Source organism: Candidatus Competibacteraceae bacterium (genome assembly GCA_016713505.1).
Classification (GTDB): Bacteria; Pseudomonadota; Gammaproteobacteria; order Competibacterales; family Competibacteraceae; genus Competibacter_A.
On sequence record JADJPA010000001.1, the window covers coordinates 403935 to 419729 of the forward strand.

A 15795-nucleotide genomic window follows, 5' to 3' on the forward strand; every position below is an offset into this window, starting at 1 on the left:
GCTTTGCCCCGTCAACCTAAGAGATTGCCCACTTGTCCCGAATTCTCGACCAGCGTTTGATTTGGCTGTCCGATTCCGATGCGCGCTCGTTGCTGGGCGGTCGCTTGCTCGGCTTGGAAAGGGAGGCTTTGCGGGTAGCCCCGGACGGTTACATTTCGCAAGTGGCCCATCCGGCCGCGCTGGGGTCGGCGTTGACCCATCCGTATATCACCACCGATTATTCGGAAGCGCTGTTGGAGTTTATCACTCCGCCGTTAGCCACGGCGGCTGAGGTGGCGCGCTTTCTGGATGAAAGCCATCGCTTTGCTTACCGCCATATCGGCGACGAACTGTTATGGTCGGCCAGTATGCCCTGCATTCTGGCCGGCGAGGCCAGCATCCCCATCGCCGAGTACGGCCGTTCCAATCCCGGTGTGATGAAACACGTTTACCGGCGCGGGTTGGCGTGGCGTTACGGTCGCATCATGCAGGTCATCGCCGGCATTCACTTCAACTTTTCGCTGCCGGATGACTTTTGGGCGGCGTTCCAGGAGAGCGAAGGGGATCGCCGTTCGCCGCAAGCCTTTCGCTCCGAAGCCTATTTCGGGCTGATCCGCAACCTGCAACGTTTCGGCTGGCTGATTTTGTATCTTTTTGGCGCTTCGCCGGCGGTTTGCAAATCGTTTCTCGACGGCAAGGCGACCACGCTGGCGGAGTACGATGATCATACCTGCTACGGACCGTTCGCCACCTCACTGCGGATGAGCAACCTCGGTTACACCAATCGCACGGAGAAAAAGAGCGGGGTCAACGTCTGTTACAACTCGCTGGCGGAATATATCGCTAGCCTGACGCAGGCGACGGTGATGCCGTGGCCACCTTACCAGCAGATCGGCGTCAAGGTGGATGGCGAATACCGCCAGCTCAACGCCAACGTCCTGCAAATCGAGAATGAGTATTACACGTCGATGCGGCCCAAGCAGCCGCCGCGGGGCAACGAGAAACCGACCCTGGCGCTGATGCGGCGCGGCGTGCAGTACGTGGAGCTGCGCTCGGTCGACATCAACCCGCTCGACCCGCTGGGCGTGAATGAATCGCAGCTCTGTTTCTTGGAAGCGTTTCTGCTGTTTTGCTTGCTGACCGAATCGCCGCCGCTGGACGCCGAAGAACGACAGATGATCGACGCCAACCAAATGGCGACCGCCTTGAACGGTCGCGATCCGGCCCTGGTCTTACAGCGCCGTCGCGGGTCCGCGCTGCCGCTGCGCCGGTGGGCGGAGCAGATTTTGGGGTCGCTGCAAGCTGTTTGTGAAGTGCTGGACAGCGACCGAACCGGCCGACCTTACGCGGCGACTTTAACCGAACAGCAAGAATCGCTGGCCGATCCCGACCGCACGCCTTCCGCCCGAATACTGGCCCAGATGCGCGCCAGCGGCGAAAACTTCTTTCGTTACGCGCGCCGGCTGTCGGAACAGCATCGCCGCTTATTTGAAGAGCGGCCGCTTGCCCGAGAGCGCGTTTTGTTTTTCACCGCAATGGCCGAACGGTCTCTGCGCGAGCAGGGGGAACTCGAAGCGGCCGATGAACTGTCGTTCGATGAGTTTTTGCAACGCTATTTCGCCCAAACCTAACCCCGCCCTGATGATCCTTGCCTGAGGAGTTTGTTGGCGTGCGTGCTCTCGTGACAGAGGGTCATCGTGATGGGACGGTTGTGACCTTGGATAGTACAAACCATAACGTTTCTTTGTCTTGATGCCATAACCAAGGAGTCAGTTTAATGAGCGGTATCTTGCGCGGCTTTCCTATTGCTGCCGTCTTGCTGTTGGCCAATCCCTCTATCGCGGCTGAGCCGCGGATTGCGAGCAGTTATACCGATTTATCGGGCAGTCGGTGCAAACTCCTGAAAGCGGACAAAGAAACGGGCAGTTCCGTTCGCAACTGTCCGGGTGTTGGAGGTTTTCAGCTATTGGTGCTTGATGATGATTCCCGGATGTCTGTCAGTGTGATTGATCGGAATAAGAAGGAATATCCGCTGGATTACTGGAATGTCATCACCCGCTCTTTTTCGAGTCTCGGTAGCAAAGCGGAATGGCGCGCCGCCAAGCAAAAAGGGGAGGTCAGGCCGGTGGCCTTGATCGTTCGCGTCCATACCTCCGAACAAACCAATCTCGGGCCTGCGAGGAAAACATCTTATCTGGCGGTGGCCAAAATCTCGCCCCGTGAAATCTGCGTCACCGATAAGATCGCCACCGGCGGAAATGCCAATGAAAGAGCGCGTCAAGCGGCCGATGTCGCAGCTGCTAAGGACTGCTTGAAGCCGTAGAGTCCATTGGTTTTGTCGTTCGCCCGTTACTTGCCGCAGCTTCGTCTGCTATGTTGTGATAACAACATTTGCAAGAGAGTTCTTCGATGGCTTCACCCGCTCCGTGTTGTTCGCAAGCACTCCGCGATGCAACCGCCCGTTGGCCAAACCGTAACCGCGCTTCAGATGGCATCATGGGCGATGCCGCCCATCAGAAGACCAAAAGCGATCATAACGATGGCAATGCCTTCGATCTGACCCATGATCCCGGTCACGGCGTGGATTGCAGCACCCTTTCGCGTCAGGTCATCAACGATACGCGAGTGACTTACGTCATTTGGAACCGGCAAATTTACAATCGTAGTCGGGCAGCGGAGGGGTGGCGGGTGTATAGCGGCTCGAACCCTCACAATCACCACATGCATGTGTCGATTCGAGCCGCGTCGCGCAACGATCTGTCGCCGTGGCCTTGGTCGGGCGGGGCCTCGCTTCCGGTACCGCCGAGCCCGCCCGGCGCGAAAGCGCCTGCTTATCCGGGAACCCTCTTGCGACAGGGCAGTCGAGGGTCCACTGTGCGCCTCGTCCAACAGCGGCTCCGCGATCTCGGTTCTCCCATTATCGCGGATGGTATTTTCGGCCCTAAAACCTATCAGGCCGTGATCGCGTTCCAGCGCCAGAAGCATCTGGTCACCGATGGCATTGTAGGTCCGCGCACGTGGGCTGCCCTCTGGCCGCGCTAAGCTAGCCACTCAAGCCATCCGAGCGTAGCCAAGTATCCAAGAAGCCGTCGAACCACCGATCCAACGCCGCGTCGTAACGTAAGTGACGGTCGCGTTGTTCGGCGGCGGATTGAGCGCCTGGCGCGGTCAGTTCTTCCGCGCCCTCCACCAGCCACGCTTCGAGAATCCGTTGGTCTACTTCCGGGTGAAACTGCACCCCGAAGGCGTTAGCGCCATAGCGGAAGGCTTGCTGCGGAAAACGCTCGCCGCCGGCCAGCAATGCCGCGTCCGCCGGCAATTCGAAACCCTCGCGATGCCAGTGGTACACATAGAGTGGCGCGTCGAACACGGTCTGACCCGCTACCGTCGGCCGTATCGGAAAATAGCCGATTTCTGTCAATCCCGCCGGATGGGGCTTGACCGGCGCGCCCAAGGCTCGCGCCAGCAATTGCGCGCCCAAACAGATCCCCAGAAACGGCCGACCGGACGCCAAGGCTCGGGGAATCCAATCCAGTTGCGCCCGAATGCCGGGTAGCTGGCCGTCGTCGTTGGCGCTCATCGGCCCGCCGAACACCAGCGCGCCGGCGTAGCCTTCCAGCGTTGCGGGCAGCGGTTCACCGGCCTGCGGATAGCGATAATCGAGCTGATAGCCGCGCTGTAGCAGTTGCGGTGCGCAGCGTCCGGCGCTGGCGTTTGGGGCCTGCATCACCAGCAGCAGTCGCGACGGTGCGGCCATCATCCGGTCGTGGCCCCATCGGCTCCAGCAGCGTCTGCCACTGTGGCTCGCCGGTAGTCTTTCAAGGTTTCCGCGATCAGAAACGCCAATTCCAGACTTTGCGAAGCGTTCAGGCGCGGATCGCATTGCGTGTGATAGCGGTCGGCCAAGCCTTGTTCGGTGATCGCTTGAGCGCCGCCCAAACATTCGGTCACGTCTTGGCCGGTCAGTTCGAAATGCAGCCCGCCTGGATAGCTGCCTTCGGCGCGATGGATGGCGAAGAAAGCGCGCACCTCATCGAGAATCCGGGCGAACGGGCGCGTTTTGTAGCCGTTGCTGGTTTCCCGCGTGTTGCCGTGCATGGGATCGCACGACCAAATCACCTGCCGGCCTTCGTGTTGGACTGCCTGGACCAGCGGCGGCAGTGCGGTTTTGATCGGGTCCGCGCCCATTCGGGTAATCAGCGTCAACCGGCCCGGCGAGTTGGCGGGATCAAGCACGTCTAACAGGCGCAACAGTGTATCGGGATCGACGGTTGGGCCCACTTTGAGGCCGATGGGGTTAGCGATGCCGCGCATGAATTCGAGGTGCGCGCCGTCTGGCTGGCGGGTTCGCTCGCCGACCCACAGAAAATGCGCCGAACCATCGTACCAATCGTCAGGCGAGGATTCTCGCCGGGTCAAGGCTTGCTCGTAGCCCAGCAGCAGCGCTTCGTGCGAGGTATAGAACTGCACTTGGCGCACGTGCGGATCGGTCATCGCATCCAGCCCGCAGGCGCGCATGAAGGCCAGCGTTTCACTGATGCGGTTGGCGAGATCGCGATAGCGCTCGCCTTGCGGGTTGGCGCGCAAGCAGTCGAGGTTCCATTGCTGGACCCGGTGCAAGTCGGCGAAGCCGCCCTGAGCCAGCGCTCGCAGCAGATTCAAGGTCGCCGCCGATTGCGCGTAGGCGCGCAGCTGCCGGCGCGGGTCGGGCCGACGGGAGGCCGCCGTGAAATCAAGATCGTTGACGATGTCGCCCCGGTAGCTGGGCAAGGTGGTTCCGGCGCGCGATTCGGTCGGGGCGCTGCGCGGTTTGGCGAACTGACCGGCCATCCGCCCGACCTTGACCACCGGGCACGCGGCGGCGAAGGTCAAGATCACCGCCATTTGCAGCAACACTCGAAACGTGTCGGTGATGGTGCGCTCGTTGAAATCGCCGAAACTTTCAGCGCAGTCGCCGCCCTGGAGCAGGAACGCTCGGCCGGCGGCGACATCGGCCAGTTGTTGGCGCAAGGCGCGAACCTCGCCGGCGAACACCAGCGGCAACGATGCCGCCAAGCGTTCCTCTACTTCGGCCAGCACCCGTTGATCGTCATAAACCGGTAGTTGCGCCGCCGGGCAGCGCCGCCAGCTATCCGGCGTCCAGCAGGGTTGAGAGAGTCGTCTTGTGCTTGAATGAGGCATGTTTCGGGCGCCTGAAATTGGCTTGGTATTTGAATGAGCAGTTATCCGGTCAAGCTTGGCCGAGCGGTGAGCGGTCGGCTTTAGAGTTAATTTTGCATTTAAAGTATTGTTTTTAATTAAAAATTGAAGAACCCTAGAGAGGGTCGAGCCTTTCAATAAAGTAGCGATGCTCCGTCACGGCGGGTTTTTTTGCCGGAGCCAGTAGCGAAGAAAAGAAATAATTTTTTATATATATCAGTAAATTAATATTGTGTCGGTTTCTCGTCACGCCAGATTTTAAACCATCTTCAGCGGCAACCGACACCGAATACAAAGGGTAAAATCTCATGGGCAATCTAGTCGCCATTCGTTCTCGAAACGCTGCCGCCCGCCTCCATGCCAAACCACGAACGTGGCTGGCTCGACTGGGGGTTGTTTGCTGCTCTCTAGTAGTCAGTCTGTGTTCGATTGCGAGCGAGCAACAAGCGCCCGAGCAACGTTTTGCCGGGATTGAGATCACGGTTGGCGTACAAAACGTTTCGGCCATCGGCGAACCGGCGAGGGACCATGCTCGAACGTGGGAGCAACGCACTGGCGGCAAGGTGCGGATCGTCCCGACGCCGTTTGGAAAATTGTTCGATGAATTCACGGCCTCCCTGACCGCCGAGCAGCCCGTCTACGATGTGCTGTTTTATGCGCCGGCCTGGGCGGGCGATTTCTTTCCTTATCTCGCGGAAGTACCGGCCGCTCTGCTTCACAACGACACCTTCGACGATATCCATCCCACTTACCGGGAACGCTTGATGAGTTGGAACGGCAAATGGATCGCCATGACCGTCGATGGCGACTTGTTCCAAGGCTACTATCGCAAGGATTTGTTCGAAGACCCAAACCATCGCAAGGCGTTTCGCGAACGTTACGGCCGGGATTTAGCCCCTCCCGATACCTGGGATGATTATCGGGATATCGCTAGCTTTTTCACCGGTCATCAGGCGACCGACGGGGCCACGCTCTATGGCGCGGCGGAGCCGTTCGCCCGCGACGGCCAGCAGTTTTGGGACGTATTCAGCCGGGCCGCCGCCTATACTAACGCTCCTGGCTTTCGGGGCGCGCAATTTTTCGATCCCGACACCATGCGAGCCCAAATCAATAATCCGGGCTGGATGCGAGCGATGCAGGATTATATCGATATCCTGAAATATTGCCCGCCGGAAGCCAGGAACCATGGGATCGTCGAGTCGCGTCAAGCTTTCCTGAGCGGTCGGGCGGCGATGAGCCTGGATTGGGGTGATACCGGTCCGCTGGCCAGCGATCCGGCCCGCTCCCGCCTCGTCGGGAAGGTAGGCTACTTCGTGTTGCCAGGCAGCCGCGAGGTTTGGAACGGCCAAACCTGGCGGTGGGAGCGCTCGGAGCGTCCCTATAAGGCGCCGTTTCTGGCGTTCGGAGGTTGGGTGGCGGGCGTCCCCAAAAACAGCCGCCATCAGGAGGCTGCTTGGGACTATATTCAATGGTTTTCCAATCCGGAAAACAGCTTGCATGATGTGGTCACCAGCAGCTCCGGCGTCAACCCTTATCGACTGACGCACTTCACCAATATCGATGCCTGGACCCAAGTTTTTTCGCGGACCTCGGCGGCGGAGTATCTGGAGGTGCTGCGCGCTAGCCTGGATTCACCTCAGGTGGCGCTGGATCTGCGTATTCCAGGATTTTCCCGCTATACCAAAGCCTTGGAACAGGAGTTATCCCGAGCGCTGGACGGCGCGGCGTCGGTCAAGGAGGCGCTGGATAAAGTCGCGGCCGATTGGGAACTCATTACCGATCAAATAGGGCGCGACCAACAATTGGCGCTGTATCGCGCGTCGATGGGGCTGCCGCCCGCGCCGAACCGCCCGCGCCCCCGCGCCATCGCCGACCAGCGCAAGGTGACCATCGGTTTTTCTCAGGCGACCACCACCGAACCGTGGCGGTTGCTTTTCAACAAAGAGTTGCGAGAAGAAGCGACCCACCATCCTCAGGTCGAATTGGTGGTGAAGGATGCCATGGATAAGGCCGAGCAGCAGATCGCCGACCTGGAGGCGCTCATCGCTCAACCGGTCGATGCCATTCTGGTCTCGCCCAAGGTCACGGAAGAGCTGACGCCGGTGATCAGCAAGGCGTTCAATGCGGATATACCGGTTTTCGTGCTGGATCGCGCTGTCGCCAACGACCGTTACACGCAATTCATCGGGGGCGACAACGTCGAGATCGGCCGCGCCGTCGGCCGTTACGCGGTCACGTTACTCGGCGGGTCCGGGCAAGCGCGCGGCAAAATCGTGGAAATCTGGGGCGGCATGGGGACCAAGGCGTCGCACGACCGCCACGACGGATTTTACGAAATCGTCCGCCAAGAGCCGGGAATCCAGATCGTGAACCCTCCCCAGGACGGCGATTGGAAACAGGATCGGGCCTACGACATCATGGTCGATGTGCTCGACAAGCAACCCGCCATCGATCTGGTCTACGCCCACAACGACCCGATGGCGTACGGCGCTTATCAGGCAGCCAAGGATACGCGGCGCGAAAAGGGCATCGCCTTTCTAGGGGTCGACGGCATTCCGACCGAAGGGGTCAAATGGGTGCATGAGGGCATTCTCACCGCCACCTTTTTGTACAAAACGCCGGGCGATGAAGGGATCCGGCAAGCATTGCGGTTTCTACAAGGCCACGATGTTCCCAAACGGGTGACGCTGCCGACGCAGACCATCGACCGCTCCAACGCTGAAGCGATTTTGCGCGCCAATAAGTTGCTGTGAGGCTTGGAATGCGGAGCACCGGCCGGATCGAAGCCGATCGGAGTCGCTTTAGGACCGCGCTCTATCTGGCGTTTGGCGGTATTGCGATCATCCTGATCGTCGCGGTCGGTTTGGCGTTTTACACGTCGGATCAACTGGGTCGGGCGGTGGAGCGCACGACCCAAGAAATTTTGCCCGAGACCCTGGCCGCCTTGCGGTTGTCGGAGCGCAGCGCGCTGCTGGTCGCGCTGGCCCCGACACTGGCCAGCGCCGGCGATCAGGATCAATTGCAGCAACGAGCTCGCCAACTGGACGAGCTTATCGGCGAGATCAGCCGCCACATCACGCGCTTGCAGAGGCGCGTCGATCCGAACGTGATCGCCATAGTGCGCGAACGGGTGGCCTTTCTGGCGATCACCCTGCAAACCCTCAAGGCGACCAACGCCGATCGCATCACGCTCGATGACCGACAAAAAGCGCTGCTGGCCGAGATCGGCAAAGCCCACAACGACCTCAACGATACCGTAAGCCCGATCGTTTACGGGGTCACCTCCCTCAATCAATTGCTGGCCAAGCGCGCCATGCGCCAACAAGTGGCGATCATTCGAGAGGTGGAAGAGTCGCATTTACAGCAGATTTTGGCCGCTGTCGAACTGCATCGAGCGATCGGCCGCCATCTCATCGAGAGCCGCGGGCCGAGTCAAGGTGACGCCTTTTCAGGGCGGCCGTCGAGCGGGTCGATACGTGAAACCTTCGACCGCTTGGAACTGCTTCAAGGCGCTGACCAAGATCAGGACTTTAGGGGACTAGCCGCGGCGGCCAAACTATTTTTCGAGCAGCAACCACCGTTTCCCGAGCGCGAAAAGCGGACGGGGGAGTTTGAAAGCGCGCTCGGGCGTTACCTGGAATCAGCGCGACCCGATCTGAGCCAGCATCTCCGATCCACCCTGGATCGGATGCAGACGGTGATGGTGAGCTTGATCGAGCATATCCTCCGCGATCTGGGTTACGCGCTCGATATCCGCAGCGAAGGTAATTTGTTGTTCGCCGTGCTGGCGACGGCGACCGAAGCCAATGATGCCAACAATTTGATGCAATTGCAGGATCGTTTCAAGCGTTCCCGTGAGAGTTTTCGAATCGCCGCCGAAATCTTTCGGAGCAGCGAGCTGGCGGGCCGCAACCCGGTTCTCGCCGATAATGTCGCCGCTGTTGAAAAACGGGTGAGCGGATTTGGTGAAGGGGAACAGGGGGTTTTTGCGACCCGGCAGGCGGTCTTGAATTTGAAGGAGCAGATCCAACGGCTGTTGACGGACAGCCGGCGCATCGCCAAGGCGGTGACCGATCAAATCGATACCTTGGTCAGTCGGGTGCAAGCGGAGACCGAGGGGTTGCAAGCGGCGCTCGTCACCCGCCAGCAAGCGCAGCGTTGGGCGCTGATCTGGGTTTGCGGCGGCGGTTTATTACTGGCGGGGCTGATCGCTTATTGGACCGGACGGGTGCTCGACCGCCACGAGAGCGAACTGCATACCGCCAGAGAGCTGGCGGACCGGGCCAGTCAGATCAAATCCATGTTTTTGGCGAACATGAGTCATGAAATTCGAACGCCCATGAACGGGGTGCTCGGTATGCTCAATCTCTTGCAAAGAACGCCGCTGGACGCCGGACAGCACCGCTATCTGAAGACGGCCCAGAGTTCGGCCAAGAACCTGCTGGGCGTCATCAACGATATTTTGGATGTGTCCAAACTGGAGTCGGGTCGGTTGAGCCTGGAGCGAATCGAGTTTGATTTACAGCAACACCTGGAGGATGTGACGGGGCTGCTCGCCGGAGAGGCCCAGCACAAGGGGTTGGAGTTGGTGTGCGTGATCGCCGCCGGGACGCCGCGCCATGTCTGCGGCGATCCGATCCGGCTGCATCAAGTGTTGGCTAATTTGTTGGGTAACGCCCTTAAATTTACCGAGTGGGGCGAAGTCGTGTTGTGGGTCGAACCCGCCGGAGAAGCAGGATTGTGTTTCAGGGTGCGGGATACCGGCATCGGTATGACGGCGGCGCAGCAGGCTCATATTTTCGATCCATTCGTTCAAGCCGATGGCAGCACCACCCGCAAGTACGGCGGCACCGGGCTAGGTCTGACCATTTCCCGACAGCTGGTCGCCTTGATGGACAGCACCTTGACCGTGCAAAGCGCTCCCGAGCAGGGTTCGGAATTTTCGTTTGTCGTGAAGCTGGAGACCGCCTCGACCGCTCGGTCCAAACTCGAACCGCCGCCGTGGTCGGACCGGCGCGTGTTGGTGGTGGATGATAGCGCCGCCACCTGTCAAGCGCTGTCGGAAACCTTGCAAGCGTGGGGAATGCGGCCGACAGTGGCGCAAGATGGCGTCACTGCTTGGCGCGAACTGCGCCAGGGGTTGACGGCGGGGCAGCCGTATCAGCTGGTGCTGTTGGATCGGCGGATGCCGGTGATGGACGGTCTGGCGCTGGCGCGGGCCATTCGCGCCGAGCCGGTATTGCAGGCGGTGCAATTGATCGTGCTGGGTGAGGAGGAGGCGTTGGAACCGCAAGTGACCATCGACGGATGGTTGTCCAAACCGGTGCGCCGTTTGGAATTACACGATCTGCTGGCCCGGTTGTCGGGCGTCGAGCCGGAAGAGGACTCGGCGGGGTCTATCCCGGCGACTGAAGCATCCAGCAGCGTCGACAGCGAGCGTCCACTCCGAGGCAAAGGGGTTTTGCTGGTCGAGGATAACGTGGTCAATCAGTTGATCGGGAAAGAAATTCTGTTGCAGATGGGTTTGAAGGTCGATGTGGCCGAGAACGGTCGAAAAGCCTTGCAGGCTTTGGAAGATAAAGCCTACGATCTCGTGCTGATGGATTGCCAGATGCCGGAGATGGATGGCTATGAAGCGACCCGGATGATTCGACAATGGGAACAGGCCGAGCAGCGAACGCGACTGCCGATCATCGCCTTGACCGCTCACGCCATGCCCGGCGACCGCGAGAAATGTTTGGAAACAGGAATGGATGATTATCTGATAAAACCGTTTCAGCTCGAAGAGATCAAGCGGCTGCTGAAACGCTGGCTGGCAACCCGCTAGGCGGCGGATTCCGGCCATGCTCGACCCGCGACGCGCTTGGCATCCCTCGCCGTATCTGCTGCTGGTGCTGACCACGCTGTTCTGGTCTGGCAATTTTGTGCTGGGCCGGGCGGTACATACCGTGTTTACCCCGTTCACGCTGTCGTTTTGGCGCTGGGCGGTGGCCTTGGTGATCCTATTGCCGTTTGTTGGGTCTTCGTTGCGCGAGCAGGGGCCGCTACTGCGCCGGAATTGGCCCATCCTGCTGCTGCTCAGCGTGCTCGGCGTGGTCAATTTCAACACGTTCGTCTACATCGGCCTCCAGGAAACCACCGCCACCAACGCCTTGATCGTGTTGTCGATAACGCCGGTGTTGATCGTGGGATTTTCGTTTGTGCTGCTGCGCCAAACCGTTACGATCTGGCAAACGTCGGGAATCCTGATTTCGCTGATCGGGGTGTCGGTGATCGTCGGGCGGGGCGATCTCAACGCCTTATTGGCGCGTCAGGTCAATCACGGTGACCTATGGGTGCTGGCGGCGGTGTTGAGTTGGGCGCTGTATTCGGTCTGCTTGCGCTGGCGGCCCGCCGAACTCAAGCCGCTGAATTTTCAGGCCGCGACCATGGTGTTCGGCACGCTCATTCTCGGGCCGCTCTACGCTTGGGATCTGTCGCGGGGTCGCACCGTCGCCCTCAACGCCGCGACCGTGGGGACCGTTCTCTATCTCGCGCTGTTGCCCTCGATCCTCGCGTATATCTTCTGGAATCGGGCCGTGGCGGAGCTGGGGGCCAACCGCACCGGCCAGTTTCTGCACCTGATGCCGGCCTTCGGCGCCGTGTTATCCATGATCTTTCTGGGAGAACGGCTCTATGCGTTTCACGCCGCCGGGATCGCGCTGATCGGCTCGGGTATCTGGCTAGCCACTATGCTGGGGCGCTCGAAAGCACCTTAAAGATTTTGACGAATGCCCGTCAAGACCTGACTTGAGGCAGAACAATTTGTAGCAAGTTGTAGCAAATGTTACAATAAAGTTCCAAAATACCCTGGAAAAATGGAGTGCCTGCTTTGATTGAGAGCAATGGCTGATCGGGCGGCGCTGAAGTGCGCAAGACGTGGTGGAGAATGGATTATGTCCTTGTTTGAAAAAGTAAAAAAATACCGTCTTTCGATCATGCTGCTGGTGCCGCTGCTGTTTATGCTGGCTTTTGCGACAACGGTGGTCATCGATAAATGGCGGCTGACCCGAGAAATAGCCGCCGTTCAGGAGTTAACGGGAGTTTCCGTTAAGGTCAGCCACTTAGTGCACGAGCTGCAAAAAGAACGCGGCATGTCAGCCGGCCTGCTGGGGAGTAAAGGAGCGCAGTTCGGCAGCGAACTACGGGAGCAGCGCGCCAGTACTGACCAGCGAATAGTAGAACTCAAACAGTCCCTGCAAACCGTCGCTATCGAGAAATTTGGCGGTGAATTTAACACGGCGTTAAAGGCCGTTTTGGAGCCGCTCGATCAACTCGAAAACCTGCGCAAGGCGATCGGCGCGCTGGCAATAGAACCGAAAAAAGCCATCGATTACTATTCAAACCTGAATGCCGATTTCCTGAATCTGATCGCTCATATCGTCAAAGGAACCAGCAACAGCGAAATCGCCATCGCGGCGACCGCTTATTTGGCCTTCCTACAAAGCAAGGAAAAAGCTGGCATCGAGCGGGCCGTTCTCAACAACACCTTTGCGCGTCACGGCTTCGCCGCGGGGATGTTCAACCAATTCAGCGGCATCGTCGCCGTTCAGGACGCTTATCTGGGACTGTTCCGGTCGCTGGCGGACGCCGATCAGAAAGCGTTTTACCAAACGATCATGGTCGGTCCGTTCATCGATGAGGCCGCCCGGCTCCGCCAAATCGCCTTCGATAAGGCAACGGGCGAGATCGAGGGGGTTGAGGCCCGCCACTGGTTTGCGATGCAAACCGGCAAGATCGACCTGTTGAAGAAGGTGGAAGATCGGCTGGCCGCCGATCTGATGGTTCGGGCCGAACAGTTGCGCAATCAAGCCAGGCTCGCTCTGCTGCTGGCGCTTGCTTTGGTGGTGATCGCCTTGTTATTCGCGTTCGTTTCGATAAGAGCGATCAAGCGGCCGCTCGACCAAGTAGTCCAGGTCGCCGATCAAATTGCGGGCGGCGATTTGGCCAGCACCTTTGAAAATCGGTTTCACGATGAAATCGGTCAATTGCTGCGCGCCATGCAAACCATGCAAGGGAGCTTGCGAAAAACGGTCGGTGAGGTCTTTACCGCAACTGATACGGTCAGTGCGGCGGCAGCCGAAATCAGGCAAGGGAACGCCGATCTGAGCCAGCGTACCGAAGAACAGGCAGCGGCTTTGGAAAAAACGGCGTCGAGCATGGAAGAGCTGAGCGGTACGGCTCAGAACAGCGCCGAGCACGCCGGACAGGCTAACCGGCTGGCGGCGGCGGCGCGGGCTCAAACCGAGCAAGGCGGTCAAGTGGTGGCACAGGCGATTGCCGCCATGCGTTCGATCGACGCCAGCAGTCGCCGGATCGCCGACATCATCGGCTTGATCGATGAGATCGCCTTCCAGACCAATCTGCTGGCGCTGAACGCCGCCGTCGAAGCGGCCCGCGCCGGAGAACAAGGCCGGGGCTTTACGGTGGTGGCGGGCGAGGTGAGGAAACTCGCTCAGCGCAGCGCTGATGCGGCCCGAGAAATCAAGGGGTTGATCCAGGACAGCACGGGGAAAGTGCGGGAGGGCAGGAAACTGGTCGATGCGTCCGGTAAAACCCTGCAAGAGATTTTGGCATCGGTCAAGGAAGTCAGCGGCCTTGTCGCCGAAATCGCGACGACCAGCCAAGAGCAGGCCGGCGGCATCGATCAAGTCAACCGAGCGATCTTGCAATTGGATCAAGTCACCCAGCAGAACGCGGCGCTGGTGGAACAAACGGCGGCCGCCAGCCAGTCGATGGACGAGCAAGCGGCCAAGCTGCGCCAGTTGATGGGCTTTTTCAAGCTCGAATCGCTCGGGCGCTAGCCGCAAGCACGGTTCAGTCCGCCAACAGCCAATCGCGCACCACCGCGATCTGATCGTCGGACATCAGCGCCGGCGCATGGCCCATGCCGGGAAACTCGATTAACTTGGCCCGCGGGCCGCGCTCGGTCATGGTCACGGCGTCGGCATGATCCAGCACGTCCGACTGCGCGCCGCGCAGCACCAAGGTCGGACAGCGGATGGCGTCCCAGACCGACCACAGGTCGATATCTTGCAACTCCATCGTTTTGAAAATGTCGGCGATGCCGGGGTCATAGTCGGTGGTATAGCGGCCATCGTCCAGTTGGCGGGCGCTGTGGACGATCATGTGCCGCCATTGCGCGTCGGTCAGTTTGCCGAACACGGCGGAAAAAATGCGCAGCGCGCGGTCCATGTCGTCGATGCTGTCGAAAGTGACCACCCGCCCGACATAATCGGCGATCCGTTTCAGGCCGGCGGCGGGGATGCGGGGGCCGACATCGTTGACCAGCAGTTTGTGAATGGGCGTTCCCGGATAACTGGCCAGAAACATCCCGATCAGCCCTCCCATCGAAGTGCCGACCCAATCGACCCGCTCGGCGTCGGTCCGCGCCAGCAGCGTGGCCATGTCGTTGACATAGACCGGATAGGTGTAATCGGCCTTATCCTGCAACCAATCGCTCCTGCCGCGCCCCACCACGTCCGGACAGATTACCCGATAGTCTCGTTCCAGCGCGGCGGCGAGAAAGTCGAAATCGCGGCCGGTGCGAGTCAAGCCATGCACGCAGAACAATACCCTGGAATTTGCGGGGTTGCCCCATTCGGTGTAGTGAACCCGATGGAAGCCGTGAGGGCCGAGGGCGCGATAATGGTGGGAGGTCATGGCCATACGACAAGCTCCTGATGGTGGTCGAGCCATTATCCGGCAAGCGCGAGAGGCTAGCTATAATTCTCACACCCATCTTCCAGCGTTGAGAATCCAGACATGGCCAAACTGCATTACATCGAGAGCGGTAAGGGCGAACCGCTGGTTCTACTGCACAGCGGCGGGATGAGCGGAGAGGAGTGGCAGCCGCAAATGCCTTTGTTCGCCCGTCATTTCCGGGTGATCGCGCCCGATCATCTCGGCCACGGCGGCAGCCCGATGGTGGCCGAACGGCTGGCGGTCGCCGACATGGGCCGCGCCGTGCTGGAACTGCTGGATGAGCTGTGGTTACCGCAGGCGCATCTGGTAGGCTCCTCTCTGGGCGGAGCGGTAGCGCTGTGGCTGACCCTCTATCACCCGCAGCGAGTCCGCAAGCTGGTGCTGTATCGGGTCGGCTACCGCAAGGATCGGAAAACGTTCTCCGGCACCCGCAACATGGCGAATCCCGATTATTGGCGTGATGTCGGCATGAACAAATGGTTGAGCGACATCCATAAGCCACAAGGGGGGGCGGATGCCTGGCAGGACGTGATCGGTCGCGTGTCCGAAGCGCTGGACCCGGCGACCACCGATCACGCCTACGAGCTGGAACTGCTGGAAAACATCTTTCAGCCGACCTTGCTGGTGGTCGGCGACCGCGATCCGGTGGCGCCGCTGGAGCAGATTCTGGAAATGTTTGGCGCGATCCCCAATTGCGGGCTGTGGGTGATGCCTTACACCACGCACGTTACGGCGACTGGTACTTGGCGGGCCAGAGGCTTCGCCTTGGAGGTGACGAAATTCCTGCAACGGCGGGAACGCTGAGGCCGACCCTAAATAACGCTGTACAATTGAAGCATTATTTTAGATAATGTTTCTAAAAAGGAACAATTT

General features: G+C 59.7%; 11 protein-coding genes. 8 read left to right on the top strand and 3 right to left on the bottom strand.

What is annotated here, in order from left to right:
• Positions 1-32: 32 nt before the first annotated feature.
• From IPK09_02020 to IPK09_02030, 3 genes are all read left to right on the top strand, one after another.
• Positions 33-1610, top strand: a complete 1578-nt coding sequence (locus tag IPK09_02020) for a glutamate--cysteine ligase (GenBank protein MBK7982390.1) — start codon at positions 33-35, stop codon at positions 1608-1610.
• 146 nt (positions 1611-1756) lie between these two features.
• Positions 1757-2302: a hypothetical protein gene (locus IPK09_02025; protein MBK7982391.1), complete on the top strand. Its 546-nt coding sequence runs from the start codon at positions 1757-1759 to the stop codon at positions 2300-2302.
• A gap of 86 nt (positions 2303-2388) precedes the next feature.
• Positions 2389-3021 carry a peptidoglycan-binding protein gene (locus IPK09_02030; GenBank protein MBK7982392.1) on the top strand — a complete coding sequence of 211 codons (633 nt, stop codon included), beginning with the start codon at positions 2389-2391 and terminating at the stop codon, positions 3019-3021.
• 1 nt (position 3022) lies between these two features.
• Here the strand turns inward: IPK09_02030 and IPK09_02035 are convergent, their stop codons facing one another.
• Together IPK09_02035 and IPK09_02040 are read right to left on the bottom strand one after the other, a co-directional pair.
• The gene (locus IPK09_02035; GenBank protein MBK7982393.1) at positions 3023-3739 is read right to left on the bottom strand and encodes a glutamine amidotransferase; all 717 of its coding nucleotides are present in this window, start codon (positions 3737-3739) and stop codon (positions 3023-3025) included.
• Positions 3736-5160 (bottom strand): 3-deoxy-7-phosphoheptulonate synthase class II, encoded by a 1425-nt coding sequence (locus IPK09_02040; GenBank protein MBK7982394.1) that lies wholly within the window; start codon positions 5158-5160, stop codon positions 3736-3738. Before IPK09_02040 ends, IPK09_02035 begins: the two co-directional genes overlap by 4 nt.
• A 326-nt stretch (positions 5161-5486) precedes the next feature.
• Here IPK09_02040 and IPK09_02045 point away from each other — a divergent pair, with 326 nt between their 5' ends.
• The 4 genes from IPK09_02045 (at position 5487) to IPK09_02060 (ending at position 14021) form a co-directional block, all read left to right on the top strand.
• A complete protein-coding gene (locus IPK09_02045) occupies positions 5487-7931 on the top strand; it encodes an extracellular solute-binding protein (protein MBK7982395.1) in 2445 nt (814 codons plus the stop codon).
• A gap of 8 nt (positions 7932-7939) precedes the next feature.
• Positions 7940-11005, top strand: coding sequence for a response regulator (locus IPK09_02050; GenBank protein MBK7982396.1), 3066 nt, complete (start codon positions 7940-7942; stop codon positions 11003-11005).
• Positions 11006-11021: 16 nt separating this feature from the next.
• Positions 11022-11936, top strand: a complete 915-nt coding sequence (locus IPK09_02055) for a DMT family transporter (GenBank protein ID MBK7982397.1) — start codon at positions 11022-11024, stop codon at positions 11934-11936.
• Positions 11937-12113: 177 nt separating this feature from the next.
• Positions 12114-14021 (top strand): nitrate- and nitrite sensing domain-containing protein, encoded by a 1908-nt coding sequence (locus IPK09_02060; GenBank protein MBK7982398.1) that lies wholly within the window; start codon positions 12114-12116, stop codon positions 14019-14021.
• Between the two features lie 13 nt (positions 14022-14034).
• Here IPK09_02060 and IPK09_02065 read toward each other — a convergent pair whose 3' ends face one another.
• On the bottom strand, positions 14035-14916 hold the full coding sequence (locus tag IPK09_02065; protein ID MBK7982399.1) for an alpha/beta hydrolase: 882 nt from the start codon (positions 14914-14916) through the stop codon (positions 14035-14037).
• A gap of 66 nt (positions 14917-14982) precedes the next feature.
• On the opposite strand from IPK09_02065, the gene IPK09_02070 reads away from it, so the two are divergent.
• Positions 14983-15726 carry an alpha/beta fold hydrolase gene (locus IPK09_02070; protein MBK7982400.1) on the top strand — a complete coding sequence of 248 codons (744 nt, stop codon included), beginning with the start codon at positions 14983-14985 and terminating at the stop codon, positions 15724-15726.
• The last annotated feature ends 69 nt before the right edge of the window (positions 15727-15795 follow it).

Excerpts from the sequence above, each read along its gene's own strand:
- IPK09_02025 (MBK7982391.1), top strand. The coding sequence starts at position 1,757 with ATGAGCGGTATCTTGCGCGGCTTTCCTATTGCTGCCGTCTTGCTGTTG.
- IPK09_02055 (MBK7982397.1), top strand. The coding sequence starts at position 11,022 with ATGCTCGACCCGCGACGCGCTTGGCATCCCTCGCCGTATCTGCTGCTG.
- IPK09_02065 (MBK7982399.1), bottom strand. The coding sequence starts at position 14,916 with ATGGCTCGACCACCATCAGGAGCTTGTCGTATGGCCATGACCTCCCAC.
- IPK09_02070 (MBK7982400.1), top strand. The coding sequence starts at position 14,983 with ATGGCCAAACTGCATTACATCGAGAGCGGTAAGGGCGAACCGCTGGTT.
- IPK09_02040 (MBK7982394.1), bottom strand. The coding sequence starts at position 5,160 with ATGCCTCATTCAAGCACAAGACGACTCTCTCAACCCTGCTGGACGCCG.
- IPK09_02030 (MBK7982392.1), top strand. The coding sequence starts at position 2,389 with ATGGCTTCACCCGCTCCGTGTTGTTCGCAAGCACTCCGCGATGCAACC.
- IPK09_02050 (MBK7982396.1), top strand. The coding sequence starts at position 7,940 with ATGCGGAGCACCGGCCGGATCGAAGCCGATCGGAGTCGCTTTAGGACC.
- IPK09_02060 (MBK7982398.1), top strand. The coding sequence starts at position 12,114 with ATGTCCTTGTTTGAAAAAGTAAAAAAATACCGTCTTTCGATCATGCTG.
- IPK09_02045 (MBK7982395.1), top strand. The coding sequence starts at position 5,487 with ATGGGCAATCTAGTCGCCATTCGTTCTCGAAACGCTGCCGCCCGCCTC.
- IPK09_02035 (MBK7982393.1), bottom strand. The coding sequence starts at position 3,739 with ATGATGGCCGCACCGTCGCGACTGCTGCTGGTGATGCAGGCCCCAAAC.